The sequence below is a fragment of the Litoribrevibacter albus genome, assembly GCF_030159995.1.
Taxonomy (GTDB): Bacteria; Pseudomonadota; Gammaproteobacteria; order Pseudomonadales; family Litoribrevibacteraceae; genus Litoribrevibacter; species Litoribrevibacter albus.
In genome coordinates this window covers 121,441-147,029 of record NZ_BSNM01000013.1, presented here as the reverse complement: position 1 = coordinate 147,029, position 25,589 = coordinate 121,441, and the positions used below count along the sequence as shown (strand labels likewise).

Below are 25,589 nucleotides of genomic sequence, written 5' to 3'. Positions count from 1 at the left end.
GAACGTGAACTGCTTGTTTTGTTCCGTTTTGATGTCCACGCTGTACTTATGTTTTCGCCCAGGACGGTCTGCTCCATCCCTTGGCCTTTGGCCGAATATTTCAGCGATTGCAGACTCATAAACACTACTGCTTCTTTCATGCGCGAACCAAATACCTTGTTGACCACTTGATGTTAAGAGCGACATACCTGAATCGCCCCTAGTTTCCTACACACCTGAAAGCCATAGACTGCCGGGCCTGCGAGGTCCATTCGGCCTGTATTGCGCAGGTGCCCCGGCTTTCACCCGGAATCGCAATCACGCGGACCCGCCTACCCTCGGTAAGTCCCGCATGCCCCGCTGAAGGAACAACGCCGCAGCCAGCACTACGCTTTCAAAGACGAGCAGGAAGTTCGCCAGGTCATTTGGCTGCCCGTCCAGCATCAGGCTGGATAGCCGGCCTGCAACCAAGCCACCAAGAAATGCAGCGCAAAACCACAGCGCGTGGCGGGTGAGTCCGGGCATAAAGGCACCGGCCAGCATCATGCACCCGAACGCAAAGTGCATGCCGCCGTAGATTGACCTAATTTCGTTGGAAGCGGTAACGCTTTGCGGTGCCAGGTCGAGGGCGGCCATCGCCGCCCCCGGGTCCATGGTGGTATTGATTCCGATCATCATGAATGCGATGGCGTTCAGGACCAGAAATATTTTTGCTGCGATTTTCATTTTACCGGCACCTCTTCGTGTCGCTCGACGGTCCAGGTATGGATTGGCTCATGACCCTCGCGCTGCCAGGCCGGCGGTTTCCAGAAGTGCTTCAGCCGTTCGCTGATCGGGCCAGGGGCCATCGCGTCACGAAACATGTCAACGAACTCGTGGAGGTTAAGTACGAACCAGTTGTGGCTCTTGATCTGGCGCGGCGTCCCATAGATCACCTGCTCCTGTTCCGGTTCATAGGTGCCGAACAGGTGGTCGTACAGCATGATCACACCGCCGTAGTTCTTGTCGACGTACTGTTTGTTGCGACCATGGTGCACGCGGTGATTGGACGGCGTGTTGATCCACCGTTCGATCCACGGATGAAGCTTGGGCACGGATTCAGTGTGCACGAACCACTGGAAGGCGAGGTTGGCGCCCAGCAATCCAAGCATAAGTTCCGGCGTGAAGCCGATCAGGACTGCCGGGACATAGAACATCCAGGTACCAACAAAACCGTTGAGAATGCTCTGCCTTGCGGCCGTCGACATGTTCATGATCTCGCCGGTGTGGTGGGATACATGCTGTGTCCAGAACCAGCGTACCCGATGCGCGGTACGGTGATACCAGTAGTAACAGAGCTCCTGGACGAAGAACGCAAGAATCACGGTGCCCAAATTGATCGGCATCGTATAGAAGCGATTATCCCAGACCACCGTAAACAGAGCTGCGACAAACAGCAGGTTCATCAGCGCCCCGGAAACGTAGTAACCGGCGCCAAGCGAAAAGTTGGCGAATACTTCCCGCCACCAGAACGACTTGCCCTGGCTCAGGCTTGAGTCACCCGACTTGATGGCCGTGTAGAGCCATTCGATCAGGAATGCGCTGACGAATACCGGGATCATCGGAATCAGGATCATCTCGTTCAGCGTGGGTTCGCGCCCGAACAGCGCGGTCATGCCGGAAACAACCGGCTCAAACAGGCTTTCCATAAGGGTTTCCTCTCTGCTTTTCTCTATGGATCAGTTGATCTGACGGGAACAATTCTGCAGGAACAGTTGGTCTGGTTCTTGACGCTGGTCTATTATTTTTTGACATCGTGTGCCAAGCGGGAACCCAATGTCTTCAGGTGCATACGTTTTTGCAAGAACGACCCACATCCTGCGGCGTTTCATGGAGTCGGAGGGGCTGCAATGCCCCGCGTTGAGCCACAAGCTCGACGAGGCAAACCGGCACGAGCGGATACCCATTGAGCAGTGGTGGCAACTGCTGGAAGACCTCGCCGAAAAAACGGACGATCCCGCGGTCGGGTTACGGGTGGGCCGCCATGCACAACCGCAGGATGTCGGTGTGCTGGGCTACCTCGCAGCAAGCTGCGACACGCTGGGCCAGGCTTTGTTACGACTGAACCGCTTTCAGCTGCTGCTGCACGATTTGTCGTTCACCTGGGTGCGGCAGGAAGGACCGAACTTGTATTTCGGGTGGGCCGGCGATCGCGGTGCCTCGACGGCGCTCTCCAACGAGGTACTCGTTTCCGGGTTACTGACGGTGATGGATACCCTGACTTCCCCAAACCGTGGCAGGCCGGTGCTGATCGAATTTCCCGATGGGCAACCCGGGAAACGCGACCTGTATGAACGCTTTTTCGGTTGCCCTGTGCAGTTTGGTTGCGAAACCCTTGCGCTCAGGGTTCCGACCGCACTGCTTGGCTTGCCAATCAACAGCAGGGATCCACAGCTTCGCCAGGTACTGGATCAGCAGGCCGAAGCGATGTCCAGGAGCCTGTCCGGAGCGGATGAGTTTCTCAGGCAATTCCAGCAAGCGATGATGGCAGGACTGGAAGAAGGCCAATTGAGCATGGCATGGCTGTCAAGGAAACTGCGAACGCCGGTGCGATCGCTGTACCGTTCGTTGCAGCAGCGCGAAAAGACCTACAAGGGCCTGCTGGATGAATTGCGCCTGGAACTGGCTTATCAGTATCTGGGTGATCCAGCATTGTCGCTGCCGGAAATCGCACTGATGCTGGGTTACTCCGAACAGAGTGCGTTCAGCCGAGCCTTCCGAAAATGGACTGGCCAAGCACCACTTCGCTACAGGAAAGGCTTAGACCAGCGTTAGCCCTCATCAATCTCGGAAAAATACAGTGAAGCCGAACCAGCAGCAAACAAGTAGCTCCATGGCTACTGCCAAGAAAACTACTGTTTCCGTTACACATTGTAGCTAGACATAGCTCCCTTCGTAGCTACATTCGACTAGTTTTCTGCCGGGCACCAATACCTCCGCCCGGTTCCGTCGGACCAGTCTCGGCGTTGCGTCCAGCCCAGGGCCCTCAGAGCCTGGCCAACGTGTTGCGTATGCGGTCGCTCCCTGTACCGGCCTTGTAGCTGGCGCACTAGCTCAATCATCGTCCAAGGTCGGTTACGGGCCGCAGGGGGCAAGGAATCCATAAGCTCCCGTATCTGCGGGTATAGGACGAACAAACGCCCTTTTTCGAGTAGACGACTGTAGCCGAAGCCTTATCAACAGTCGAACTTCGGGGCGTTGACGAGAGAGCTGAACGGTCAGTAGGTGTGATTTGGAGCCGTTTCAGCCACTGCAGACATCCGGCGTGGCAATTCCGCATCACCAAGGCGAACGACATCCTGCCACGCGATGCAGCACGACGGTCCGAAGTTAACCCTGTAGGTGCGGCAATCTCTGCTGTCGCGGCGGGCCGCGCACTGCCGGTCGGTGGTAGGCCTGCGGCATCGCACCCTGCTCGTCCAAGTGATCCAGGATTTTCTTGATGACGATCGGATCTTCAATGGCGGCAACGATCTTGACGGCGCCACCACAGGCATCGCAGGTCTGAACATCAATCTCAAAGACGCGCTTCAAGCGCTTCGCCCACGTCATGGCCGCATGCTTCTCAGCCGGCGTCTTATCGTCTGACTCCTCATCCGGCCTCTGTCTCCCCTTACCCCGCTTGGCTGGTGTCACCTGGGCTCGCAATTTGCTGTTTGGCGCAAATACGCCGTGGAAGCGCGTGAGGTTTGTCCTTGGCTTGGGAACCAGTGCCGCCAGCCGAGCCAGAAAATCCAATGGCTCGAAAAATACGTGGGTGGTCCCGTCTCGATACGGCGTCTTGAGCTGGTAGCGCACCAGACCGTGGCTCGTCAGTGACAGGCGTTTCTCGGACACCGCCGGGCGACTGATGTAGCGGCACAACCGCTCTAGCTTGTCGCGCTGGTCAGCGCGGGCAGCCACTCCAGCGTGCAGGGAGAAGCCGCCAACTTTGCCAGCTTCTTCACCGAACGGAGGATCGTCGGCCGGCAGCGTCTGCAGCGTCATCACCTTGCGCCCGGCATTGGGACCGACTGCAATGCGGTACGTGATCGAGTGGCCAATCACGCTGCTCATGGGGTCATCATCGACATCCTCGCCGGCCAGCCAGCTGTTTTCGGCGTCACGCTCGAGAAGCCCCTGCCGCTCCAGATACCGCCCCACCCGGCGGGCGATCGTGTCTGCCAGTCGTGTCAGCTCGGCACTGGTCGGTGCCTTGACCCAGCGAAAACGCAACCGGCCATCCGGTCGCTCAATGTACACCCCGTCCAGAAACAGCATGTGGAAGTGAACGTTGAGATTGAGCGCGCTGCCAAAGCGCTGAATCAGCGTGACGGCACCGGTGCGCGCTCTCTCTCGCGTGAACCCTGCCGACCGAATCAGCTGTGTCGAGATCACGCGGTAAACGATGCCCAGTACCTTACCCATTACCTCTGGTCGGCTGGCGAAAAGAAAACGTAGCGGATACGGGAAACTCAGAACCCACTGCCTGACCGGCTGCTCTGGAAAGACCTCGTCCACAAGAAGTGCTGCCGATTCCGCCATGCGCCTGGCGCCGCAGCTGGGGCAGAAGCCCCTGCGTTTGCACGAAAATGCGACGAGCCGCTCCGCGTGACAGCCATCACAGCGCACCCGCAGGAATCCATGCTGCAGTCGCCCACAGCGCAGAAACTCTTCAAATTCCCGGCGTACATACTCCGGCAGCGCCCTGCCCTCACACGCCATCCGCTCAGCAAACGCTGGATAGTGCTCCTCCACGAGTTTGTAGAACAGCGTTTGCTCGGGCCGGTGGCGCTGGTAACTTTGCGCATGCGCTTTCGCATGCGCTGCACATGCTGATCCGATCTCGCTTCACCCTTGCCTTCCTTGATAAGGGTTTCAACGAGATTCTTGGCGTGCCCCGGACGCGATCACCTCACTCTGAACGTCAGCTTTCTGGATCAGGGGCCGGCGCAGCAATGGATACTGAATGTCTGAGAAGGGTCGTGCTCTGCCCTACCCCGGCTGACCCCTCACTTTCGGCCATCAACGGACATCCACCCTGGCGGCAGAGCAACCGGCGAGATCAGGAAAGCTGACCATCAGAAGTCGAACGGCAGCGACCTGCCCCAAACCGGTCACTCAGCAGCCTAAGACTACGTCGGCAACGTGCCTTTAGCTGCCGTACAGCATCTAGCCGGTGCCTGACCGTTCCATGTGAGAAGCGGACCTTCACGGGGTTCTAGGGATTTTCCGTCCAAAAACGACAAAGTGCTCTGGAAGCCCCGCCATCTATGGCCTCCAGAGGGGTATTACTTTTCCAGAACAGGCTTATACCCGTCAATCGACGCCATCAACTCCTCCAGATCCGGCAATTTTTCGCTCAGTTCAAAGCTGTAGGTGCCCTTCAGGTTAATGTTGTACCAGGCCACCGGCGAGGCTTGTTTGACGATGTCCACCTTCGCGGCGTCGTCCTGGTGTTCAAAACTGTTCAGTAATCGGCTCAGAATGCTGGAGTTGAAATAGATGATCGCGTTGGCTACCAGTCTGGCACACTCGTTCCAGAGCTGGATCTCTTCATCCGAACTGCCCCGAAACTGATCCCCGTTGACGTTGCTGATGGCTCGCCGTAGCTGGTGATAGGCTTCCCCCCGGTTCAAGGCGCGCTGGACATACTGGCGCAGGCTGGCATCGCTTATATAGCTGAGCAGATACTGGGCTTTGACCAGCCGGTTGTACTCAGTCAGGGCTTCCAGCAAGGGGTGATTTTTCTTGTATCCGGACAGCTTTCGAACCAGAGAGGCCTGCGTGGTTCGGCGCTCCTTCAACGAGATCGCGATTCTGGCAATGGTGTCCCAATGTTGCTGTATCCGCTTGTGTTTGATTGGGTTCTTCAACTTCAGACGTATCCGCTGGTCAGCAGTCTCCTTAACGTCAAACAGATCGTTCAGAACCCGGCCGACCTGAGCATAGCGAGGAGCGAACTGGAAGCCGAACAGATCCAGCAAGGCGAAATTCACATGGTTGACGCCATGCGTGTCGGTGGAAAGCACTTCCGGAATGATCTCCGAGGTGTTGCTCATCAACAGGTCGAAGACATAGTGTGACTCATGCTCATTGGCCCCGATAACCCTGGCATTGATGGCTGCATGGTTGGCGATCAGGGTCATGGCCGAGATCCCTTTCTGGGTGCCGAAGTATTTGGAGGAATACCGGGTTTTAAAGGTTTCCCGGCGGGTTTCGAACTTCTGGCCATCCGCACTGGCGTGCACCAGGTCTTCCTGGATCTGGTAGTGCCGGAAGATCTGAAGCCGGGCCGTGGCATTGTTGATCTGGTCGTTGGCGGCCTGCAATGTCTCCAGTCTCAGATAATTGGCCTGGATGGTACTGAGCTGGTCGTAGGTTCGGTCGGAGATTTGGGCGATGCCGTAGATGCCCTGGTTGGTGGCATTGCCAATCAGGATGGCCAGGAGGTCGAACTCGTGGCGGCGACTGTGCGCGTGAGATCCCAGAACATGCTCAAAACAGTCGATAAATGCGGTATCCCGGTCGACCATCCGCAGCACATCGGCCACGGAAGTGGTGGGGATTTGCTGAAAGAACGGATTGTTGACCAGTTGCTTCTTGTTGCCGCCCGGTAATCGCCAGTGCCGCTTCCCCTGCGGGTTGCGCAGTATGACATTGCGATTGTCGCTGTCCTCCAGGTAAGTGCTGACTTCCTCGAGACGGCTGTTCAGCTGCCTCATCATGTTTTGCACCAGTTCATCCGAATGCGCCATCAGTTTGGGAAGCTGGGAGCTGTCCAGCAGCGTATCCTTGTCCCGCTGCCAGCGGGATTTTTCCACCAGATCATCCTCCAGAGATCGGTATTTGGCGACATCTGGCAGCGTGAGTTGCCCATTAAGGCGACGGGGAATCTGCTGATACAGCGCCCATTCGTGTCGGCCGGGGTCGGGCTGTTCCTGTTTATTCCGAAGATGCGGGCGTTGACGTGCCGGCACGCGAACCAGATTCATGGTCTCCAACGATAGCTTGCCATGTGTTTTGAGGTCTATACTGGCCTGCTGCAGAGTCATCGCCAGGCGTTGTGTTTCTTCATTGCCCTCAAAGTGCAGACACAAAAACAGGGATCTGAGCAGACCGGTACGCAAGGCTTCGCGCTGATCATAATATTGCCATAAGGCTTCCTCGACAGAACGCTTCTGGTCGTTCAAGAACAGGCAGACAGACTCCAGCTCTCGCAGGGGCAGCATGGACAAGGCCTGTTCCCGGACTCGACCAAAGGACTGTTCTGGATCAACGCTGCTGTCGGTAAACAGACTCAGGATATTTGCTGCTTTACTCACATTGTTGGCAGCCTTCTGCCATTCCAGATAGACCGATTCCTGAGCAAAGGCCTTGGCTTTGTGCTGGGTCTGCCGCACATGATGAATAAAGCCGTCGGCGATACGTTCCAGGGCCTGTTGCCAGCGAAACTGCAGGTAGCAGAGCAAATACAACTGCTGCCTGGTCTGCGGCTGACGCTTGAGTTTGGAGCCGTAATAGTCCACTCGCTCGGCAAAGTAGTTCAGATTTTTCTCAGACAGAGACAGGGCCTTAACCGTAGACAGAACCTCCGGCATCCAGTGCTGTATGTGCTGATGAATAGCCAGTTCCTTATCCAGTTCTGGGCTGGTGAAGTTGCGGGCAGACTGGCGCAACCCTTTCAGGCCAAGGGTGCACTTGGTTTCCAGTAAAGATTGCAGTTGGTTTTTTAAATCATCTGACAGCGTTTCTTTCACTTGGCTTGCCAGGGCGCTGTGTTGCTGGACCAGCACCCGGCTGATGATCTTCTGAAGTGTGCTGTAACCTGGAATCGCAACCCGCTCAATCGACGAGTATTCAACGGCGGCATCAAAGAGATGACGAGGAGAGGACCAGGCTGACGCCTGATCAGCCAGATAGCGCATCAGTATCTGCTCATGCTCGCGGGCGTTCCAGCGCCGGTAGTCACACAGAATCATGATCCGCTGGTAAACCCGCTCAAGTTCCTTCTTACTCAAGTTGAAAGGCCTCAGACCGGTTCCGGGAAATACCGACTGACAGATATAGGCAAGGTCGTGCTTAACTTGGTGGAAGCCCGGTGTAAGGGTGATAGGCTTAGCCTTGAAGTAACCCAGAAGCAGCACAAACATGCACCGCAGCCCCCGGTTTCGGAAGGAAACCGCCACCACGCGCTCCAGGTCATTCAGGGCAAAGAAGAACCGTTGATCGTTGGTTGTGAAAAGAGGTGGGCCGAAGAATTCTGCCTGTTCCGATGTGGATAGTATGTTTACTCGTTCTTGGTATGCCATTGTCCAGCCCAAAGGGCTGAATATTAGTCAAATAAGGCTACAATATGGCGGAGTAGCAAAAGTAATAGTCTCTGGGAAGCCAAGCGGGACGCGGGATTTCAGGCGAAGTGTCGTTTTTGGACGGAAAATCCCCAGTACCCCATCATCTGGTTACTCATTTTTTATTCCTACGCCATTCCCAAGGTGGAATACGATCTGCTTCAGGTAGGCCCCATAGGCCACGTTTGTTGATTCGCGCATCTTTTTCAAATTCAAAGAGTAAGGGAGACTTTGCATACTGCCGATACACCCAGGCGCTGCCAGATTTAACAAGCTCGGCGTTAACCCACTTCCCGTCAACATAAAGGTTTGCTACCAGGCGGCCATACCTGTCAGTGTCAACAGTATCGACTTTTACCAGGCGTCCGAACACAAGATCCGATAAGGCCTGTTTGGAACGGCTGCCATAAGGTTGCTTCTTCTCAGGCGTATCAATTTCTGCTAAACGAACACGATACTGGATCTTACCGCTTTTGCAGTTTTTTCCGGAATTGCACGGCTTATCTGTCAAAACATTTACAGTATCTCCATCGGAGACACCGACAACCTTCGCCATGAAGCTTTCAGCAAATGAAAACGGCGATACTAAAGCGAACAGAACAATCAGAAATGAATACAAAAACTTCGCTGGAGCTAGGATTCTCATACCTTCTTAACTCCGGTTGCGAATAGGCCACGATTGCCCCGCTCTACTGAGAAGCAAACATCCATACCTTCGTGGAGGTCGTTGAATAAGTTATCTTCAACACCGGAAGCATGGAAGAAGATATTGTCATCGAATCCCGGTGAATAAATGAATCCATATCCTTTGCTGTAAACCATGTCAGAGATACTTCCCGTTTTTTTACCACCGCCAAGGTTATCGGAGGGTTGATATTCATCACCGCGCTGAATTCTGAGGTATATCTCTTCGCGATGGACCTCAATGTTTTTTGGTGCGTTGATTCCGATTCGTACCTGGTTACCATTGACCCCCAATATGGTGACGGAAACGTCGTCGCCTATCATGAGTGTTTCACCAATTCGCCGAGTTAATATGAGCATAATGACACGTTCCTTTGAATAGATTAAACGAGGCTTACAAATACCAGCTCGTCCTTCTCAAAGGATCTGAGAGGTGAAGAATCAGGTTTTCTATCAGTATGAAAGCCAGCGTATACCAATACAGAGACGATACCGGGTATCGTTTTATAAGCAATACGTTTGGTGAGCTGAAAGTAAGCGTCGAGTGGGTTCATTGATGGCACATCGAACGTGAACTGCTTGTTTTGTTCCGTTTTGATGTCCACGCTGTACTTATGTTTTCGCCCAGGACGGTCTGCTCCATCCCTTGGCCTTTGGCCGAATATTTCAGCGATTGCAGACTCATAAACACTATTGCTCAGGATGTCGCAAGCGCATAGAGCTTCGGTGTATCCACCTAACCGGTATCGCCATTCGAGGCTCTCAGATTCGTGGTGTGAAGGCTTTACATTATCTAGACCAATGATTGCCTTACCATGCTCAGGCGAAATATTGTCTCTCAACTCCTGGAAGATGTTTTCTATTTGATTCTGGTCGAGTGTTCTCATTGTTATTCCTACTTCTTAAACGGCGCTAAGGGTATCTTCCTGATTCACATCAAGGATTTGACTTGGTAACTCGCTATGACTAACAACCGCGTTCAGCTCGTCGTAATAGCTCTCTGTCGCTCCTGCTGGAACCAGGTAAACAGCCGTAGGTTTTCCTTCAGTATCGGTTAGAAGAACCGAGGCTATGACATCAGACGATCCAAGGTTGTAGCGTAAGCCTTTGATGAAATGACGCTTCCCTGTACAGAGCCGCTCCAGGAGTTCAAGCTCCTCTATGTTTTCAAAGGGAAGCCAATTCCGATCCACGGCCATGAAAGAGATGGTATCCACCTGGGGACTGCCGGATGCGCTCAGAAGAAAAGTACAGATTGTTAGCAAATGAATGGATTCATTTTCATGGAAAAAAGCAAGCTCAGTGGAGAAGGCCTTATTTATTCGCTTGTAAACATCCTCTCCCATGTAAACCGGAGTATCGGGCATATGCTTGACGATCATCTTGAATCCAAACCGGGCTTCTTCGATCGTCTTCACTTCGCCAATGAGTATGCCCATAGGCTGTTTGTTGCCCTGCTTTTTCAGCTTGGATAGGAACTGTCTGCGTCTGGCCACAATTTCATCTTTGTGGTCCAGAGAAAACTGCTCTGGAATCAGCAGTGCTTCTCCTAGTGGGTGTTTTCTGGTGACTTTGTTTTGCGCTGCTTGTAGGAGGTACTTTCTGATCACATACCAGGAGCGCTTGCCTTCCATGTTTGGTGCCCACTTGTTAAGGCCTGCATCTTCATAGAGGAAGTGGAGCAGCGATCGGATGGTAAGCTTGGTTGGATCTGCTTTGACCGCAGTGGGTTCTTTGGTTTCACCCTTGCTAATCGTTCGATTCAGAGAAACCTTTGAGAGGGTGAAGTCCAGTTTCAGATTGGTTATTCCTGTCTCCTGGTCTTCTGAAATGGCCTTGTTCTCAACGGCTCCACGACCGGAGAGTTCAGCCGGGATCTCGTAGGAATCACAGTCTGGATGATGCTGTTGGCCACTGTTTGGCATTCGCTTCAGCACATAGCTGTTGTCGCCGGTGCGAGCAATATACATTGGCACGCCGGGAGTTGAGCAAAGGCACAAGGGGCGCTCGCGAGATTTGTAGGCGCTGGCCAGCGCCTCTTCAAATAAAGGATCGGAACGTTCGAGAACGCAATCACCGATGGAGTATTGTGTCATGGTTGCCACCTTAGAATATTGGTTCCCCTCTGGTCCTCATATACTGCATGACGCCGAACGAGAGAAAATACACGACTGAAGTAAGCCCTAAGAACAGGGCAAACACCCAGAAAGGACTTCCCAAATAGCCACTGCTCATAAACTTCAAAACTACGGCAGGAGTTGCTGCCATGAGAATGAACAGAAACAAGGTAAGGATGTTTTCCGATAAGATGGCAGGAGCTGATAGTGGCTGATTGTTGTGATCTAAGTGGAAATATTGGTTGATACCGTCGATGTACTTTTCCACTATCCAACCATGATGCTCTGCATCTTTTACAAAGGCCACGAAGTTCTGCACCCCCAGGGTCTGTAAAAGCTCCGATACTTGGAGGCGTTTATCGCTAACCAGGAGCGAAGTGTCATCATTGCTCAATGAGACAGTTTCTATCTGGAGCTTCACATTGGCTTGAATGCCAGGTGTGAGATTAATCAGCGACTTCACAGGGCGGTCGGAGTAGATCCCAGTTGGCAGGTCATCATGCTTTTTAAGCGTGGCTAATAGTGTGTTTCCGCCATAGACATTGATTTCGATAAGGGCCTTCATACGATTCATCCTTGGATCGAGTAGTACTTTTCAAAGATCTCAAGTGCCTCCCGATTTGTCAGGCCGTTTCCGAGTCTCTCACGGACGAATGACTGAATACCTGGTTCGCGTTCAATCAGGTTTGTAATGAGCTTTACAACGTAATCGGATGTCTGGTCATTGAGGGCGCGTGTTCTGGTAACGGAGATGGCCGTCATGACCTCTGCCGCAAGCTTGCTGTCAGCATGTTGGCGATAATCGGAAGGTGGTACTGAGTTGATGATGTTTGAGGAGTGATTGTTATTGTCAGACGAAAACCAGTCACCGATAGCCGGTCTTGGTAGTTTACCGGTACCGGACTCAATAAAGGGCAATGTGTAGAAGGTCGCAACAGCTCCCAGTATGAAGCCAATTATTGTTCTGATCATTCATCACTCCAAAATAAAAGAGGGAGGGTTCCCCCTCCCGGTGTTAGATGTTTAATGCCTTTCTGGTTCGATTTTTCAGTGATTCGCCAAACTGACTGGCATTAACAGACTTATCTCTTAGCCAGTAAGTGATCGTGATTTTGCTTTCCTTGTCAGACTGCTTCTCGATCTGGCTGTCGATGATTGCCTGAATGCCATCGTGGTTGCGATCGGCACGCATGTGGTAGTAAACCGAAGGAGTAGCATCGTAGGCGTAGGCGAAAGTCTGCATTTTGGCTTCGGCCATGCTCCCCCACTCCTGACGGATTTCCTGCTCGGTGTAGTAGTTGAATTCTTTCTTAATCTTGAGGAACGCGACATCCACATTCACTGGCACGGTAAATGCGATTTTGTGCTCAGTTGGCTTAGCGGTAGTGGTATTTACAACGGTCGTTTCGGTAGTCGTTGTCTGGGTTACCTGTGATTCCTGTGCTGTTTGTTCCTGGTTAGCTTTACCATCATGGTTGATGGGCTTGCCGGTAATAGGGTTGTTCCAGCAGGTCAGGCATTTGCCATCAGAAGAGTAAACGTGCTGGTTGGAGGCGCAGCCGCTAACGATAAGAACCAAGGCCAAAGAGCCGAAAAGTGCAGATAACTTCATGAATGTTCTCCTATAAAGAGTGGTTTATTTAAACGTTACTACGAGGTGCCAAACTAGCAACCCGGCAAACCAGGTTGCTGAATGAGCATCGAGCCAGGAGACACCTGCACATAGAAGTCTTGGATAGACCTGTGTAGCGTGGGATTATCCCGGTCATCGAATGAAAACCAATAAAAAAAGGGTCATCGAGGATGTACCCTTTTATGGCGCTAGTACCTTCCATAGCCGGATCTTTGGAATGGATACTGCTGTGAATGGCGTTGATTGGGGGCTTTAGGCTGGTCTTGAACCAGTCTGACGTTTTTAGCCACCAGGCCTTTGCTGTTGATGTGGCATTCAAATTCCACTGTCCTCCCTGGACGCAAGTACTGGCAGTTTTTCAGTTCGTTTGCGTGGACCATGATGTCCGGGGCATCACCCCCATTGTGCAGAAATCCATATCCTTTGTCGGTGAACCATCGTTTAACCGTTGTCTGCATCCGTTAGACTCCTTCTTATTGGTGCTGCTGTTCCAAGTAGCGCTTCAAACCGGGCTTTTCAATGTTGTACCCGTCCTTTCGGGTCTGGCTGATTAGACTGGCTTCCGATAGACGCTTGATGGCTCGCTGGATATTAGAAGCGACGCCTTTAACATCGGTTTCCTTGTCTATTCTCGCCATTAGCTCTTTTGAGAAGGGGTTTGTACCCTTGCAAAGCGCCAGAAACACAAGCCGGTCGATCGGCTTCAGTCTCTTTGATATGCCCTCGAAATCTTCGGTTGCTTCCATAAGCTGAAGCACATATTCCAAGGCTTCCTCAACAGTAGCCTTGAAGGTAATCATTTGGGCGATCAGCTTCATCATCCAGTACGGTGACTGATCCAAGTCCAGGAAGGCTTTGCGTAATGGTTGAATGGCAATAGTGATCTGGTGGTTTTTGGCCAGCTTGTCTCTCAGAAATTCAATGAATTGATCATCGAGGTCTGGAAAATCGTGTTGTTCAACGAAGTGATAGAACGGTGACTTTGATTCGTTCAACAGCAGATCCAGATAGTGTCTGGAGGAGCCGGTAAAAATGCTTTTTACCTTGCCTTGGCGCTTGTCCAGCATGGTCCGGAGCGTGTGAGCAAGCGGGTCAAACTGGGTGGACGTTGTTAGATGTTGCACTTCATCAATCAGTAGCAAAACCGTTTTCTTGCCAGCCTTTTCGACCAGCATACTGAGTAACTGATCGAGATAGGCGAGTTCTTTGCTGGTTGGTTTGCTCGGATTGTCGGCAAACTCTACTTCCATTTTCCCCAGCAGCTCGTTGCTTACGGTGGTCTTTTTGATTTTGGCCTTGAGCAACCGGCTGAAGGTCGCTTTTTTATCGAGCGCCGCAATGGCATCTTCCAGGGCTGCGATCAGTCCTTCATGGGGGGCATTGATGTTTTGCCATAGACTCGCATAGACAGGGATGTAGTTTTTCTTCTGCGATAGTGGCGCGAGATCCTGAAGGATGAATAGCGTCTTTCCTTTACGTCGAGGGGCTATGATCGCTAGGCTTGATGAGATACCGAGGGCCAGTAGGCCAAGGTATTGTTCTGCCAGCTCTGTTCGTGGATAGTGCCACCCTTCCATAAAAAGGACCCCTATATTTGTTTTGTGACTTACGCGGGATTACGCGCCAATTGCATAATTACGCATAATACAGGTAACTGCGCGTAATTCAAGTCCTACCAGCTATTATTGATAACAACTACTATACCAGATCAGCAATAGAGAGCGGCCAAGCGCCAGCCTCACCCCCTCACTCCGATCGACACTCCCGAGTAATCCCTACCTTACTGATTGACCTCTGCACCGGGAGGCGTAGCCTCGCGAGTGCCAAGGAAACAGAAGGAAAATAAAGGAAAGGGAAGGAAAAAGAAGGGGCGCAATCTGAATTTTGCACGGAGGTTGGGGTGTGGCGCCAATAAAGAATACCCATTGCTGATCTGGTATAGTATACCTGTTTTATTTGTTGTGTCTTGGGCTCAAGATGTCGTCTTAATTTGAGCATCCTGAAAACCTATCCTTGTTGCGACTGATTTTGCGTAGCTTGTGCTGCACTCTATCACTCGTCCTGCATCATCCGTAACCAGGTAACGATCGCCACCCTGCCCCTGCTGGGCTATTGTCACTACGTTATATGCTCCTGCTTTCTTATCGGAAGGTACGATCTCGCATTCGATGAGATGCCCAATCCGCAGCATATTGAGAGCCATTTCAATGGTGTGCATATTCAAATCCTTCAGTGATTAATATCCGTTGTAAGACTGGCTTACGCTTGCTTATCTGGTATTCTATACATATTACTAATGTAATTTGGACTTGCTGTCCAGTGTGGTGGTGGAATGAATATCCAAACTCATGACAATGCCGTCGTCTTACCTGCGGAATACATCCGGGTGCTTTACGAGGCTTACCAGGTGTTGGCCGAGGCCTGCCTGACGTTAAGTGGCGCGGTCCGTTCAGACCGGGAAAGCTACCCCGTTTATATCCCTACGTTCGGCATGGAAGACAGCGACAAGGAGTCCAATGAAGCAAGGGAGGCGGCTATTAAGTCGATGACGCAGTTGTTTGTGGCCGATGAGGGGGAACATGTGCCAGAAGCAGGAATTGTCTGTGCCTCACCGGAAACGGTAGCTGCCGTGGAGCAATTGAACGCCGCAAAAGCTGCCTTCAAAGATGCGGTGATGGCCATACGCAATTTTCAGAAAGAGACTGACGCTTCTGTATCGAGAATCTCCAAGCTGATCAGGGATGAAGTCACCGAAAAAGGTTACAGGACTGAGGCACTCAAGAAGGCAATGGGCACTGCTGGTATCGGCTCGCTAGACCTCAAGAGATGTTACGCACAGATCAGAATCATGCCACCGGCGCTGGATGTGTTTAGCTGGACGTGGGCGACTAACCATGCCCGGATCAAGAAGGTTACTCTCCAGGAAGCTATCGAGATGGCAAAAAAGCTACCTGGTCAGGGTGCGTCTCAAACTGCCGTTGATTTGTTAAACAAATGCAATCCAGGCGAGATTCTGGTGAAGAAATCAACACTCCCTAATCAGCTCCGTGCAAACTATGCCTACCTTGAGGAAGGAAACATCGTCAGAAAATCTTGCCCTATTTCCGGAATCGTAATTGCGCAACAGAAGAATATACCCAGAAAATTCTGGCGAGATAATCCGGGCGATCAGCGACGACGCCCGGCACAGGAGTCTGGAATCGAGGAAGAGCCACTTATCCTAGCGTTGGATCTGTATCGATATGCAAAATAAAGCTGAATTAAGCCTATCCGATCAACCAAAAGTTCGCTGTTTTGGTTCCAATGCGGCTCTAACGATCGAGGCCACCCCGCTTCTTGTGAAAGGCGTACCGCACGGACATACGGTAAATCTCGATGTCGCGCCAAGACAGGGTGAAAACGTTATCTGGGCGAGGAAGATAACCGTCCAGTTAAGCGATACTGAGCTTCCAATCATGGCTGCCGTTTGCCTTGGCTACCTTCCAAAAGCTCACTTCAAGCGTAGTGGCAAGGGCATTTTCATCGAGCGACAACCCAATAAGCTTTTTGTCTCTGCCACACAAGGAAGCGGTAGTGCATTTGCGCTGCCAATTCCTATTGGCCAGACATTCCAGGTATCGAGCCTTGTCCTGTCTCAGCTTCAGAAACAAACGGAATATTCAGACAGTAATCTACTAATTGCTGCGCTTCGAGGTGCAGCAGGACTCTACAAGCCTAACAGCAGTTAAATTCCAAGGAGGACCAGCGGGGGCATTTGAACGAAAACCTACGGTTTTGAATCCTGTGGCACCCTCGAAACCGTAGGTTTCCGTCAGATAGCCGCTAACCCGGCATTTGCCCTTAAAACTTGGTCATCTTTGGAACATTACCGAATATTCAATGCTGTGACAGCCTTTTTCATAGCGAACCCTGGAGTTGTTTGAATTGTCCTAGGATCATCGCCTTTTCCTGAAGAATTACCTTGTTCTCATCGGTCAGATACGTCACTTTATCCTGGATGGTTTTCAACTCGGTTTTGGTGGCCTTCAAAGCTTGGGATAACACGGCCAATTCCTTATCGACATCTGCTTTCTGAGCAGTGAGAGCTGCTATTTTTTCTGCCAATTGCTCATTTTTATGCTGGTATTCCTGGTTCTTCGTCATGGCGTCTTCAAGGTCTCGCTTCAGGTTCTGGGTCTCATCTACCTTTCCGTTCAAATCCCTGTTTAGCGTCGCATTGGTCTGTTCAAGTTTATCGGCATTGCTTTGTAACTGCGCATTGGCATCAAATAACTCGGACGCTCTTGACTCAGCCTGGTCGAACCGGTGTTGCAGTTCCTGCATCTGGTCTTTCAACCCCTGGGTATCGATCCGGAACTGTTCGCGTTCTTGCTGACGGTCTTCGGCAGTGCGCTGCTGATAATGTTCAAAATGATCGCGGATGTCCTTATTTTCCTGCTTAAGTTCCGCAATACTTTCCTTTAATTCAGCGGTTCGCACAATGGCTTCGTCTCGTTGGGCCTCGGCTTTGACCAGGCTGATACGCACATCTTCCAGAGACTTGTCTAACGCACTTTTTTCTTTGTTCTGCCGTTCAATCTGGCTCTCAAGATCCTGTTGTCGGGCAGTAAGTTGCGCGATGGTGTTTTTGGAATCGGCCAATTCTTTGCGGAGTTCTTTATTTGACGCCTCAAATTCCTGACGGGTCTGCTCAATACGGTGGTCGGCCATCTGCTGTACCCGCTCGTGGAGTGATTTCACTACCTCCACCAGGTCGTTCGGGAGTCCACCGATATCGGCTGCCTCTCCGTTGTCTGATCGCCAACGCTTGAGCAGCGGCGCGATGGTGCTTTTGCTGCCGGTGCCCATATGTTCCCGCACCCGATCCACCGTAGGCTCCTGGCCTTGGGTTTTGATGGCTTCGGCGGCTTTGGCGACATCGTGGTAAGTGACTCCGGCGCGTGCCATAGGGAGATTTCCTCTCAAACTATTTAGTAACGTATTATGTAACACGTAATATAACATTATATTTATGCTTATCAAAGTTTCTTGAGTTTCAATTGTTAACCTTCGATAATCAAGGTTATCGTTGGTTATGGTATTAAGCTGAAAATCTTCTGCTTGTAACGCCGGTACATAGCCGCCTTTCTGGTGACACCGATAGGAATCCAATTCATGAACACCAAACCACCCAAAATGGCCACCGACTTAGCATTACGTAATGAGGAATCGAACCAGATTGCTCATCGGGAATCCGAGTCACTGCGGCACTACCTCCAGGCGGCCACCTCCGATAACACCCGCAAGGCCTACCGATCCGCCATTCGCCAATTTGAGAAATGGGGTGGCCGGTTGCCGACTGACCGAGATACGGTGGTGCGCTATCTGCTCGCCAGGGCCGAATCGCTCAACGCCCGGACGTTAGATCTCCACCTCACCGCCATTAGCCAGTGGCACCATTACCAAGGCGTCACTGATCCGGTGCGCGATCCCCTGGTGCGGAAAACCATGGAAGGCATTCGTCGCGCTCATGGCCAACCCAAACGCAAGGCCAAGGCCCTACGCCTGGAACACATCGCACAAATGGTGGATTACCTGCGGTGTTTGCCGGATAGCAAAAAGAAGCATAGGGATATCGCCCTGGTGTTGACCGGCTTTTTCGGCGCTTTTCGTCGCAGCGAACTGGTGGCCATTCAAATCAGTGATCTGAATTGGGAGCCGGAAGGCCTGATCATCCGGTTGCCGCGCTCCAAAACGGATCAACAGGCGACAGGGCTGGCCCGCGCCTTACCTTTCGGTACGCCAGGTTGTTGTCCGGCTACAGCAATCAAGGCCTGGATGGATAGCGCTGAGATCGATAGCGGCCCGGTCTTTAGGCCGGTTAACCGCTGGGATCAGGTGACGCCCAGGCCTCTGAACCCAGGGGCAATTAATGACTTGCTCAAAACCCTGGGCAAGGCCTGTCAGTTCGACTTCGTGCCCGAGTTGAGCAGTCACAGTTTTCGCCGCGGCCTCTCCACTTCGGCGGCTCGAGAACGGGTAGACTTCGAGCTGATCAAGAAACAAGGCGGCTGGAAAAGCGATGCAACGGTCTGGGAGTACATCGAAGAAGGCCAGCAACTTTCGAATAATGCCTCGCTGATATTGATGGAAAAGTTGGTCACGCTGATCGACCCCGTATAACCCGTCAAATCACGAATCCCACTCTCAATTCATCTTTGCGTCTCCAGCGCTGCCCGTATCGCTTTCGCCAGATCCTCGGGCTTGCCCTTGCCCCAATAATGCAGGAAATAGTAGGAAGGCGTTTCACCGGTCATATGGTTGTGCAGCGCCACGATGTGGATGCCCGCCTGACGCAGCGCCCGCATCACCGGCTGGATCTCGTCCGCGGTCATGGCAAAATCCCCATCGACGACCGCCTGCTTCTCATTCCCGGAGAAGGCGGCCCAGGTGGACAGGCCCATGGATGCGCCAAATTCCACACCGTGCATTCTGGCGCTGCGCCCGAACGTGAATTTCAGCACCTGCCCGTTAAGGCTGCCCTCGGCATCCAGAATCTTTTCCAACGTCTTGGTGTTGTATTTGCCGGTGATATCGGGCACATCACCCGGAAATCGTTCTTGCGGTACGGGATGCTTTTTACGCACTTGTTTAATGGCATCCCACATGGCCTTGACGCCTTCGGCGAGTGACTCGGCGTTTCGTCCATGGCCGCCGATGTGCATAAAGTAAACCGGCGGACGGTCGAACACGAAATGGTTGTGCAGCGCGGTGATGTCCAGGCCGTGGGCAAAGGCGGCGTCCATGGCCGGGGTGATTTCATCCTCAAACACCACCGTATCCCCCATCACCATAACACCACCCTCCGGCAAGGCCTTGAACGCGGCCCAACTCCCGAGGCCCGCCGGCGGCGGGAACTTCATACCGTCAACGGTGACGGGCACGTCGTCGCGCTTCCAGCCGATACGCACCACGCCATCAGGTTTGGCCGTTGCCTGGGTGCCAGCCGCCTGGCCAATGGCCTTATCATCGAGGCGGCCGGAATCGTCGGCCATTGTTATGGATGCTTGAATGAATAAAGCGCACATTAGAATGAATGCTCGAAGCGGAGACATTGTCATGGCTATTCCTCTTTTTTTGTTGCTGTGAAACATTTTTGGCTGTATTGGGGGGTTACGCCGCCGGGACGCCTGCAAATAACAGATGGTACACAATACCCAGCAGTGCGCTGACAAAAATCATCGGCAACATGCCCACCTTAAAGCGCAACATAGCGATAAAGGCGCCCGCGGCCAGCGCGACGCTGACAATGTGGATGCTGCCCCAGGCGGGTATCAGCAGTTGCATACCATAGGCCCGTACAGTTTCAACCTCGTTAAAGGCGACGTGCACCGCGAACCAGATGGCGAGATTCAGCATCACGCCCACCACGGCCGCCGTGACCGCCGACAGCGCCGCGCTCACCGCCTGGTTGCCGCGCAGTGTTTCCACATACGGCGCGCCCAGGAAGATCCACAAAAAGCAGGGAACGAAGGTGACCCAGGTGGCTAAAACCGATGCCAAGATGCCTGCTGTGAAGGGGTCGAGCGTTCCCGGAGCCCGGAAGGCCCCCATAAAGCCCACGAATTGCACCACTTGGATCAGCGGGCCGGGTGTAGTTTCCGCCATACCCAGACCATCCAGCATTTCCCCCGGTGCCAGCCATCCATAGTTTTGTACCGCCTCCTGGGCCATGTAGCCCAGCACCGAATAGGCGCCACCGAAGGTGACAACCGCCAGTTTGCTGAAGAAAAGCCCAATCTGGGTGAACACATCCTCATAGCCCAAGGTCACAAGCAGGGCGACAAGTGGCGCAAACCACAGCGGCAGCCAGACGGCGAGCACCTTGAGTGCCCGCCCCCGTGACGCCCGGGTATGGCTTGCCGCGCCGCCCTCCATCATGGCATCAATCGCACGCCCGGCGTCCTCGGGGGTATCGTGCCCCTTGATGACCACAAAGCGTTCCGGATCGACATGCCGACCCAGCAGACCGATCAATCCGGCGGTAACGATTACGATCGGGAAAGGCACGGCAAAGAAGAAGATCGCCACGAAAGCGGCGACCGCCAATGCGTACATGTAGGCGTTCTTGAGGACGCGCTTGCCGATGCGGATCACCGCCTGGATCACGATCGCCAGCACGGCCGCCTTGATACCGAAAAACAGGGCCTGCACCAGTGACGCTTCCTGAAATCCAGCGTAGAGCAGACTGAGCACCAGAATGCTGAGAAAGCCCGGCAGCACGAACAGGGCGCCCGCAACCAGTCCACCCTTGATGCCATGCAGCAGCCAGCCGATATAGGTGGCCAGTTGCTGGGCTTCAGGTCCGGGCAGCACCATGCAGTAATTCAGCGCGTGCAGGAAGCGGCTCTCACTGACCCATTGCTTTTCATCCACCAGAATACGGTGCATCACCGCGATCTGGCCGGCGGGACCGCCAAAGCTCAGGATGGCGACCCGCAACCAGACACGCACGGCCTCCCCGAAGGTGATGTGATGGCCGAATGCATTGAGGTTACCAGCGGTCGCATCCCTGGTGATTTGATTGGACCCGCTGCTTGGCGGTACAGATGAAGTTGACGGTTCGTGCATGGTTATTGTTCCTTACCGTAAGTGACCAACAGGCTGTCGAAAACCTGATTGGCAGCTTGTAATAATTGATCATCATCGCTATGGGTTTCGCGCAGCCCTATCAATACACACTCGACCCCGGCGGCCTCCGGCGGCTGATGTCCCCCCACATCGAGGTAGTGCACGAGTTTTCCAAGCCGGAGTAGCGCGGGTGAATCCAGGTCGAAGCTCGCCAGCAGCGTTTCGAAAGTGACTTTTTCTTCCACGTGAGTAAAGGTCGCCCCATCGAAATCGAACCCCAGCGCCTCATCCGGGCAGTCGTCCGGCGAGGCCAGCCATAAAAAGCGTGCGGATGGATCGATGAAGCGGCCAATCAGCCAGGCACTGGCCAAACGGTCCACCCACGGCCGACGCCGCGTCGCCCAGAGCCTGCCTTGATAATCGGCTCGATCAAGACGGCGGATTGTGCGAGGTTCGGGCTGCGGCTCATCGGGAGACAAGACCCGGTTGGCATCGCTTTCCAGCTGTTTCAGAGCCGTATCGATTCGATCCCGCGCGGCACCGGGGAAAAAATCGATGGCTGACAGTCGCGTGAAGCTTTTGCGCAGTTTGCGTGTCTCCTTCATGACCTCCATGGCGGTTTCCGGCAAGAGCTTTGCCCGCAGGTCCGCCATCGCCGAGTCCAGCGACTCATAGTCTTCCGAGCGATCGAATAGCGCGGGGAACGCTTCGGTTTCAGGATCATTAGCGTGCAGTACATGGGCGGTCCCGCCACTATCACGGACATCCTGGGCAATTGCCTCTAGCTTTTCGGCATGATCAGAGATGGCTGGCAGTAGATAGACGCCATCACGCAGCGAAACGGCCCCCAGGGCTTTGATGGCGCGCCATGCCCGCATGCGCACGGTGGCGTTTTCAGTGGGGAGTGAAAGTATCAGCAGTATCCAGGACATGCGTAGATCTTAGTACATATATGTTATAACCTCCACACATTTTTTAAACCGAATAACCCCTGGGCAAGAGCGATTGCCTTTAAAGGCGGTGATGCACCTTTAAATACCGCATCCATCAATAAAAACAGCGCTATAGCGTAGTTGGCGTGACCGGAGCCAAGTGAGGTCCAATGACAGCCAAAGAGCAGTTCTTAACCAATCAGCAGCGGTACCAACCGTTAATATTGCCGCAACGATTCTCCGATGAGGAAATGGTTCGCGATTGGACGCTAAGCCGTCGTGATTGCGAGGTCGTCAACAAGTATCGCAAGCAATATCGCCTGGGATTTGCCATCCAACTGTGTGCCATGCGCCTCTATGGCCGGTTTCTAAACCAGCTCCATGATCTTTCGCCACGAGTGATCAGCTACCTGAGTAGTCAACTCGATCTTCCTCCTACGCTAACGGTGGAAGTGCCCGAAAGAGAAGCCACGGTGTTGGAACACCGGAACAATATCCTCAAGTACCTGGGCTTTCATCGGTTTGACGACAAAGTGGAAGCAGATCTGGACCGCTGGATTGAAGAACATGCCCAACAGGGACTGCTTCCGGATGAACTTTTTCACCGGGCAGAACGCCACCTTCTGTTGAAACGTATTGTTTTACCTGGCCCCACGACGATCGAAAGACAGATCATCCGCATATGTAACCAGGTACACGCTCAGCTTTTTGAGCAAGTGTTTGATCAGATGTCGCCGGAATTACGCGATGCCATTGACGATTTGTTGCAAGCCACCGACGGCAATCAACGAACCTACTTCAACCAACTCAAAGAGTACCCGCCGGGTGCGAAAATATCATCACTGAAACGCTATTTGGAACGCTATGACAATCTGGTGTCCACCGGCATTAATGAGTTCGAATAAAAGGTCATTGATACCGCTTTTCTTAACTACCTGTACCGACTGACCAAGCGTTACAGCGCTAAGGACATGAAGCGCTTCAAGGACCATAAGCGCTATGCATTGATGGTTTGCTTCCTGTTGGAATCCCGCAAGATCCTGTTGGATCATCTGGTCAAAATGCATGATCAGTACATGACAGAGCTATGCCGGCAAACCAAAAACAGCCACGACAAAAAACACAAGGAGTTTCGCAAGCGCCAAAAGAAAGCCATCGATGCTGTGCTTGAAACCACGCATTTTTTGCTGGAATGGCCGGATGAACAGCCATTGTACAAGAAGGACTTGTGGCAACGCATTGACGAGAAACGTCTGCTGGCATCCATTGACGACCTGCACATTTTTAAACGCCTGGAGGAACGCGGCTACTGCGATTTGTTGCTGGCCCGTTATCCCAGTTTACGAAAATATTTTGCCGACTTTATCCGGTTACCATTTGAAGTGGCTAAAGGTTCCGGGCCGCTGATAAAAGCTATTGAGTTCGTCCGGAAATTGGATGATGGCGACCTGAAAAAGCTACCCGAGAACACACCGACAGCATTCATTCCCCGCGAACTACGCCGCAGCCTTAAAGATCAAGCCGGTAACATCAATCGCAACGTTTGGGAAATGGGATTGGCTCTCGCTATGAAAGACGCCTTGCGTTCCGGCGATTTGTACTTGCCGCAGAGTAAGCAGCATGTTTCGTTCTGGGATCTCACCTTAAATGAACCCAGTTGGGATGAAACCAGACAGGCTGTCTATACCGAACTTCAACAGCCTCCACCGCACGAAGTTCGAGCCGCCATTTCAACGCAGTTCCACGAATCAGTCTCTGAAGCGAAAAAGCTGTTCGGCCTGGACAACTTCGCGGAAATTCAAAACGGCCGATTGAAACTCAAACGTGATGACAAGCTCGAGGTCCCGGATAAAGTCAACCAACTGCAAAAAGTGATCGATGCACATATGCCCAGCATACGTATCGAACAGCTTCTGATGGAAGTAGATCAAATGACACATTACAGCCGTCATTTTGTCCCTATCCAGCACCATCAATCGCGCCCCAAAGCCTTTTACAAAAGCCTGATGGCCGCCATTATTTCGCAGGCCACCAACCTGGGTGTCGTATCCATGAGCAATAGCGTTAAAGGTGTGACCGTCGATATGCTCCGGCATATCCTGCAATACTATATTCGAGAGGAAACCCTGATCAACGCCAGTGCTGAAATTGTGAATCAACACCATGAGCTGCCGTTGAGTGCGGTGCACGGCACCGGTACATTGTCCTCATCGGATGCGCAACGCTTTAAAATCCGCGCCGACAGCCTGTTGGCTTCTTACTATCCCCGCTACTACGGTTATTATGAAAAAGCCATCGGGATCTACACCCACGTTTCCGATCAATATTCAGTGTTCAGCACCAAGATTATTTCCTGTAGCCCGCGTGAAGCGCTGTATGTTTTGGACGGCCTGCTGGAAAACTGCGTAAACCGCTGAAGGTTGCCACCCATTCCATGTGAAGCCTGCCACCCGGACCGGAGCAAGGCTGCCACCCATCGGAGCGTAGCGACGCGGGGTTTCTCTTCTTACTCCGAAGTCTCGGTGGCCGTCAACTTTGCCTGTTGTTTTCGCATGGATTCGCCCCGCAGGTTGATCTTGTAGGCGTTGTGTACGAGCCGATCCAGAATGGCGTCTGCCAGAGTGGCGTCACCGATTACGCCATGCCATTCCTCGATGGGTAATTGGCTAGTGGCAATGGTGGAGCGCCTGCCATGCCGGTCTTCCAGCACCTCCAGCAAGTCTCGCCGATTCTCGGCGCTCAGTTTCATCAGCCCCCAGTCATCCAGGATCAGCACGTCGACCTTGGCCAGATCCGTCAGGAGTTTTGAGTATTGGCCATCGCCTTTGGCAATGGTCAGCTCCCGTAGCAGTCGGGTCAGGCGGACGTACTGGGCGGTGTAACCCTCCCGGCAGGCTTTGTGTGCCAGAGCACAGGCCAGCCAGGTTTTCCCGACCCCGGTGGGACCGGTGATCAGCGCGTTCAGGTGTTCCTTCACCCACTGGCAGCTGGCTAGGCCCTGGATAAGCCCTTTATCCAGGCCGCGTGAGTTCCGGTAATCAATGTCTTCGAGGATGGCGGCGTGTCGCAGTTTGGCCCGGCGTAGCCGGCTGCTCATGCGCCGGTTGTCCCGTTCCGTCATTTCCCGGTCGACCAGCAGCCCGAGGCGCTCCTCGAAGCTCAGATCGGTGATGTCGGGGGTGGCCGACTGATCCTCCAGGGCGGCGGCCATGCCGGTCAGTTTGAGGGCGTGGAGCTTATCCAGTGTGGGATGTTTCAACATGTC

24 protein-coding genes and 2 pseudogenes are annotated in these 25,589 nt (G+C 53.1%); 6 read left to right on the top strand and 20 right to left on the bottom strand.

Annotated features, from left to right (window positions below):
* Positions 1–297: 297 nt before the first annotated feature.
* Together QQL66_RS10210 and QQL66_RS10205 are read right to left on the bottom strand one after the other, a co-directional pair.
* Positions 298–705, bottom strand: coding sequence for a DUF4345 domain-containing protein (locus QQL66_RS10210; RefSeq protein WP_284381180.1), 408 nt, complete (start codon positions 703–705; stop codon positions 298–300).
* Positions 702–1,667 carry a sterol desaturase family protein gene (locus tag QQL66_RS10205; protein ID WP_284381179.1) on the bottom strand — a complete coding sequence of 322 codons (966 nt, stop codon included), beginning with the start codon at positions 1,665–1,667 and terminating at the stop codon, positions 702–704. The genes QQL66_RS10210 and QQL66_RS10205 overlap by 4 nt, the downstream gene beginning before the upstream one ends.
* 127 nt (positions 1,668–1,794) lie before the next feature.
* Here QQL66_RS10205 and QQL66_RS10200 point away from each other — a divergent pair, with 127 nt between their 5' ends.
* Positions 1,795–2,793 carry an AraC family transcriptional regulator gene (locus QQL66_RS10200; RefSeq protein WP_284381178.1) on the top strand — a complete coding sequence of 333 codons (999 nt, stop codon included), beginning with the start codon at positions 1,795–1,797 and terminating at the stop codon, positions 2,791–2,793.
* A gap of 555 nt (positions 2,794–3,348) precedes the next feature.
* Here QQL66_RS10200 and QQL66_RS10195 read toward each other — a convergent pair.
* The 13 genes and pseudogenes from QQL66_RS10195 to QQL66_RS10140 all read right to left on the bottom strand — a co-directional run bounded on the left by QQL66_RS10195 (position 3,349) and on the right by QQL66_RS10140 (position 15,000).
* Positions 3,349–4,842 carry a transposase gene (locus QQL66_RS10195; protein ID WP_284381185.1) on the bottom strand — a complete coding sequence of 498 codons (1,494 nt, stop codon included), beginning with the start codon at positions 4,840–4,842 and terminating at the stop codon, positions 3,349–3,351.
* 446 nt (positions 4,843–5,288) lie between these two features.
* On the bottom strand, positions 5,289–8,309 hold the full coding sequence (locus QQL66_RS10190; protein ID WP_284381177.1) for a Tn3 family transposase: 3,021 nt from the start codon (positions 8,307–8,309) through the stop codon (positions 5,289–5,291).
* Positions 8,310–8,463: 154 nt separating this feature from the next.
* The gene (locus QQL66_RS10185; protein WP_004748777.1) at positions 8,464–8,994 is read right to left on the bottom strand and encodes a thermonuclease family protein; all 531 of its coding nucleotides are present in this window, start codon (positions 8,992–8,994) and stop codon (positions 8,464–8,466) included.
* Positions 8,991–9,176: pseudogene (locus QQL66_RS10180) on the bottom strand (cold shock domain-containing protein); the annotation flags it as partial. The gene QQL66_RS10185 and the pseudogene QQL66_RS10180, both read right to left, overlap by 4 nt.
* Before the next feature lie 57 nt (positions 9,177–9,233).
* A pseudogene (gene csrA, locus QQL66_RS10175) lies at positions 9,234–9,392 on the bottom strand (carbon storage regulator CsrA); the annotation flags it as partial.
* Positions 9,393–9,415: 23 nt separating this feature from the next.
* A complete protein-coding gene (locus QQL66_RS10170; protein WP_284381159.1) occupies positions 9,416–9,919 on the bottom strand; it encodes a hypothetical protein in 504 nt (167 codons plus the stop codon).
* Between the two features lie 15 nt (positions 9,920–9,934).
* The gene (locus QQL66_RS10165; RefSeq protein WP_140591009.1) at positions 9,935–11,128 is read right to left on the bottom strand and encodes a DUF1173 domain-containing protein; all 1,194 of its coding nucleotides are present in this window, start codon (positions 11,126–11,128) and stop codon (positions 9,935–9,937) included.
* 10 nt (positions 11,129–11,138) lie between these two features.
* Positions 11,139–11,714, bottom strand: a complete 576-nt coding sequence (locus QQL66_RS10160; protein WP_004748903.1) for a hypothetical protein — start codon at positions 11,712–11,714, stop codon at positions 11,139–11,141.
* Positions 11,715–11,719: 5 nt separating this feature from the next.
* A complete protein-coding gene (locus tag QQL66_RS10155; protein ID WP_004748902.1) occupies positions 11,720–12,121 on the bottom strand; it encodes a hypothetical protein in 402 nt (133 codons plus the stop codon).
* A gap of 43 nt (positions 12,122–12,164) precedes the next feature.
* Positions 12,165–12,761 carry a hypothetical protein gene (locus tag QQL66_RS10150; protein WP_004748901.1) on the bottom strand — a complete coding sequence of 199 codons (597 nt, stop codon included), beginning with the start codon at positions 12,759–12,761 and terminating at the stop codon, positions 12,165–12,167.
* 209 nt (positions 12,762–12,970) lie between these two features.
* Positions 12,971–13,240: a cold-shock protein gene (locus QQL66_RS21255; protein ID WP_004748900.1), complete on the bottom strand. Its 270-nt coding sequence runs from the start codon at positions 13,238–13,240 to the stop codon at positions 12,971–12,973.
* A gap of 15 nt (positions 13,241–13,255) precedes the next feature.
* Positions 13,256–14,359 carry an ATP-binding protein gene (locus QQL66_RS10145; RefSeq protein WP_004748899.1) on the bottom strand — a complete coding sequence of 368 codons (1,104 nt, stop codon included), beginning with the start codon at positions 14,357–14,359 and terminating at the stop codon, positions 13,256–13,258.
* 395 nt (positions 14,360–14,754) lie between these two features.
* On the bottom strand, positions 14,755–15,000 hold the full coding sequence (locus QQL66_RS10140; RefSeq protein WP_284381154.1) for a hypothetical protein: 246 nt from the start codon (positions 14,998–15,000) through the stop codon (positions 14,755–14,757).
* A gap of 114 nt (positions 15,001–15,114) precedes the next feature.
* Here QQL66_RS10140 and QQL66_RS10135 point away from each other — a divergent pair, with 114 nt between their 5' ends.
* Both QQL66_RS10135 and QQL66_RS10130 read left to right on the top strand, forming a co-directional pair.
* Positions 15,115–16,035, top strand: coding sequence for a hypothetical protein (locus QQL66_RS10135; RefSeq protein ID WP_284381152.1), 921 nt, complete (start codon positions 15,115–15,117; stop codon positions 16,033–16,035).
* Positions 16,025–16,510: a hypothetical protein gene (locus tag QQL66_RS10130; RefSeq protein ID WP_284381150.1), complete on the top strand. Its 486-nt coding sequence runs from the start codon at positions 16,025–16,027 to the stop codon at positions 16,508–16,510. Before QQL66_RS10135 ends, QQL66_RS10130 begins: the two co-directional genes overlap by 11 nt.
* A gap of 169 nt (positions 16,511–16,679) precedes the next feature.
* Here the strand turns inward: QQL66_RS10130 and QQL66_RS10125 are convergent, their stop codons facing one another.
* Positions 16,680–17,747 (bottom strand): DNA-binding protein, encoded by a 1,068-nt coding sequence (locus QQL66_RS10125; RefSeq protein WP_284381148.1) that lies wholly within the window; start codon positions 17,745–17,747, stop codon positions 16,680–16,682.
* A gap of 189 nt (positions 17,748–17,936) precedes the next feature.
* On the opposite strand from QQL66_RS10125, the gene QQL66_RS10120 reads away from it, so the two are divergent.
* A complete protein-coding gene (locus QQL66_RS10120) occupies positions 17,937–18,944 on the top strand; it encodes a tyrosine-type recombinase/integrase (protein ID WP_284381147.1) in 1,008 nt (335 codons plus the stop codon).
* A 29-nt stretch (positions 18,945–18,973) separates the two neighbouring features.
* Here the strand turns inward: QQL66_RS10120 and QQL66_RS10115 are convergent, their stop codons facing one another.
* The 3 genes from QQL66_RS10115 to QQL66_RS10105 form a co-directional block, all read right to left on the bottom strand.
* Positions 18,974–19,816: a DUF1259 domain-containing protein gene (locus QQL66_RS10115; RefSeq protein ID WP_284381145.1), complete on the bottom strand. Its 843-nt coding sequence runs from the start codon at positions 19,814–19,816 to the stop codon at positions 18,974–18,976.
* A gap of 118 nt (positions 19,817–19,934) precedes the next feature.
* A complete protein-coding gene (chrA, locus tag QQL66_RS10110; RefSeq protein ID WP_284381144.1) occupies positions 19,935–21,392 on the bottom strand; it encodes a chromate efflux transporter in 1,458 nt (485 codons plus the stop codon).
* Positions 21,393–21,394: 2 nt separating this feature from the next.
* On the bottom strand, positions 21,395–22,324 hold the full coding sequence (locus tag QQL66_RS10105) for a chromate resistance protein ChrB domain-containing protein (RefSeq protein WP_284381143.1): 930 nt from the start codon (positions 22,322–22,324) through the stop codon (positions 21,395–21,397).
* 170 nt (positions 22,325–22,494) lie between these two features.
* Here QQL66_RS10105 and QQL66_RS10100 point away from each other — a divergent pair, with 170 nt between their 5' ends.
* Both QQL66_RS10100 and QQL66_RS10095 read left to right on the top strand, forming a co-directional pair.
* A complete protein-coding gene (locus tag QQL66_RS10100) occupies positions 22,495–23,229 on the top strand; it encodes a DUF4158 domain-containing protein (protein WP_284381142.1) in 735 nt (244 codons plus the stop codon).
* Positions 23,230–23,295: 66 nt separating this feature from the next.
* Positions 23,296–24,741 carry a Tn3 family transposase gene (locus QQL66_RS10095; protein WP_284381141.1) on the top strand — a complete coding sequence of 482 codons (1,446 nt, stop codon included), beginning with the start codon at positions 23,296–23,298 and terminating at the stop codon, positions 24,739–24,741.
* A gap of 89 nt (positions 24,742–24,830) precedes the next feature.
* Here QQL66_RS10095 and istB read toward each other — a convergent pair whose 3' ends face one another.
* On the bottom strand, positions 24,831–25,586 hold the full coding sequence (gene istB / locus QQL66_RS10090) for an IS21-like element ISSpu5 family helper ATPase IstB (protein ID WP_011788481.1): 756 nt from the start codon (positions 25,584–25,586) through the stop codon (positions 24,831–24,833).
* Positions 25,587–25,589: the final 3 nt, after the last annotated feature.

Coding starts and splice junctions, on each gene's coding strand:
- QQL66_RS10210 (WP_284381180.1), bottom strand. CDS start 705: ATGAAAATCGCAGCAAAAATATTTCTGGTCCTGAACGCCATCGCATTC.
- QQL66_RS10205 (WP_284381179.1), bottom strand. CDS start 1,667: ATGGAAAGCCTGTTTGAGCCGGTTGTTTCCGGCATGACCGCGCTGTTC.
- QQL66_RS10200 (WP_284381178.1), top strand. CDS start 1,795: ATGTCTTCAGGTGCATACGTTTTTGCAAGAACGACCCACATCCTGCGG.
- QQL66_RS10190 (WP_284381177.1), bottom strand. CDS start 8,309: ATGGCATACCAAGAACGAGTAAACATACTATCCACATCGGAACAGGCA.
- QQL66_RS10185 (WP_004748777.1), bottom strand. CDS start 8,994: ATGAGAATCCTAGCTCCAGCGAAGTTTTTGTATTCATTTCTGATTGTT.
- QQL66_RS10170 (WP_284381159.1), bottom strand. CDS start 9,919: ATGAGAACACTCGACCAGAATCAAATAGAAAACATCTTCCAGGAGTTG.
- QQL66_RS10165 (WP_140591009.1), bottom strand. CDS start 11,128: ATGACACAATACTCCATCGGTGATTGCGTTCTCGAACGTTCCGATCCT.
- QQL66_RS10160 (WP_004748903.1), bottom strand. CDS start 11,714: ATGAAGGCCCTTATCGAAATCAATGTCTATGGCGGAAACACACTATTA.
- QQL66_RS10155 (WP_004748902.1), bottom strand. CDS start 12,121: ATGATCAGAACAATAATTGGCTTCATACTGGGAGCTGTTGCGACCTTC.
- QQL66_RS10150 (WP_004748901.1), bottom strand. CDS start 12,761: ATGAAGTTATCTGCACTTTTCGGCTCTTTGGCCTTGGTTCTTATCGTT.
- QQL66_RS21255 (WP_004748900.1), bottom strand. CDS start 13,240: ATGCAGACAACGGTTAAACGATGGTTCACCGACAAAGGATATGGATTT.
- QQL66_RS10145 (WP_004748899.1), bottom strand. CDS start 14,359: ATGGAAGGGTGGCACTATCCACGAACAGAGCTGGCAGAACAATACCTT.
- QQL66_RS10140 (WP_284381154.1), bottom strand. CDS start 15,000: ATGCACACCATTGAAATGGCTCTCAATATGCTGCGGATTGGGCATCTC.
- QQL66_RS10135 (WP_284381152.1), top strand. CDS start 15,115: ATGAATATCCAAACTCATGACAATGCCGTCGTCTTACCTGCGGAATAC.
- QQL66_RS10130 (WP_284381150.1), top strand. CDS start 16,025: ATGCAAAATAAAGCTGAATTAAGCCTATCCGATCAACCAAAAGTTCGC.
- QQL66_RS10120 (WP_284381147.1), top strand. CDS start 17,937: ATGAACACCAAACCACCCAAAATGGCCACCGACTTAGCATTACGTAAT.
- QQL66_RS10115 (WP_284381145.1), bottom strand. CDS start 19,816: ATGGCCGACGATTCCGGCCGCCTCGATGATAAGGCCATTGGCCAGGCG.
- chrA (WP_284381144.1), bottom strand. CDS start 21,392: ATGCACGAACCGTCAACTTCATCTGTACCGCCAAGCAGCGGGTCCAAT.
- QQL66_RS10105 (WP_284381143.1), bottom strand. CDS start 22,324: ATGTCCTGGATACTGCTGATACTTTCACTCCCCACTGAAAACGCCACC.
- QQL66_RS10100 (WP_284381142.1), top strand. CDS start 22,495: ATGACAGCCAAAGAGCAGTTCTTAACCAATCAGCAGCGGTACCAACCG.
- QQL66_RS10095 (WP_284381141.1), top strand. CDS start 23,296: ATGAAGCGCTTCAAGGACCATAAGCGCTATGCATTGATGGTTTGCTTC.
- istB (WP_011788481.1), bottom strand. CDS start 25,586: ATGTTGAAACATCCCACACTGGATAAGCTCCACGCCCTCAAACTGACC.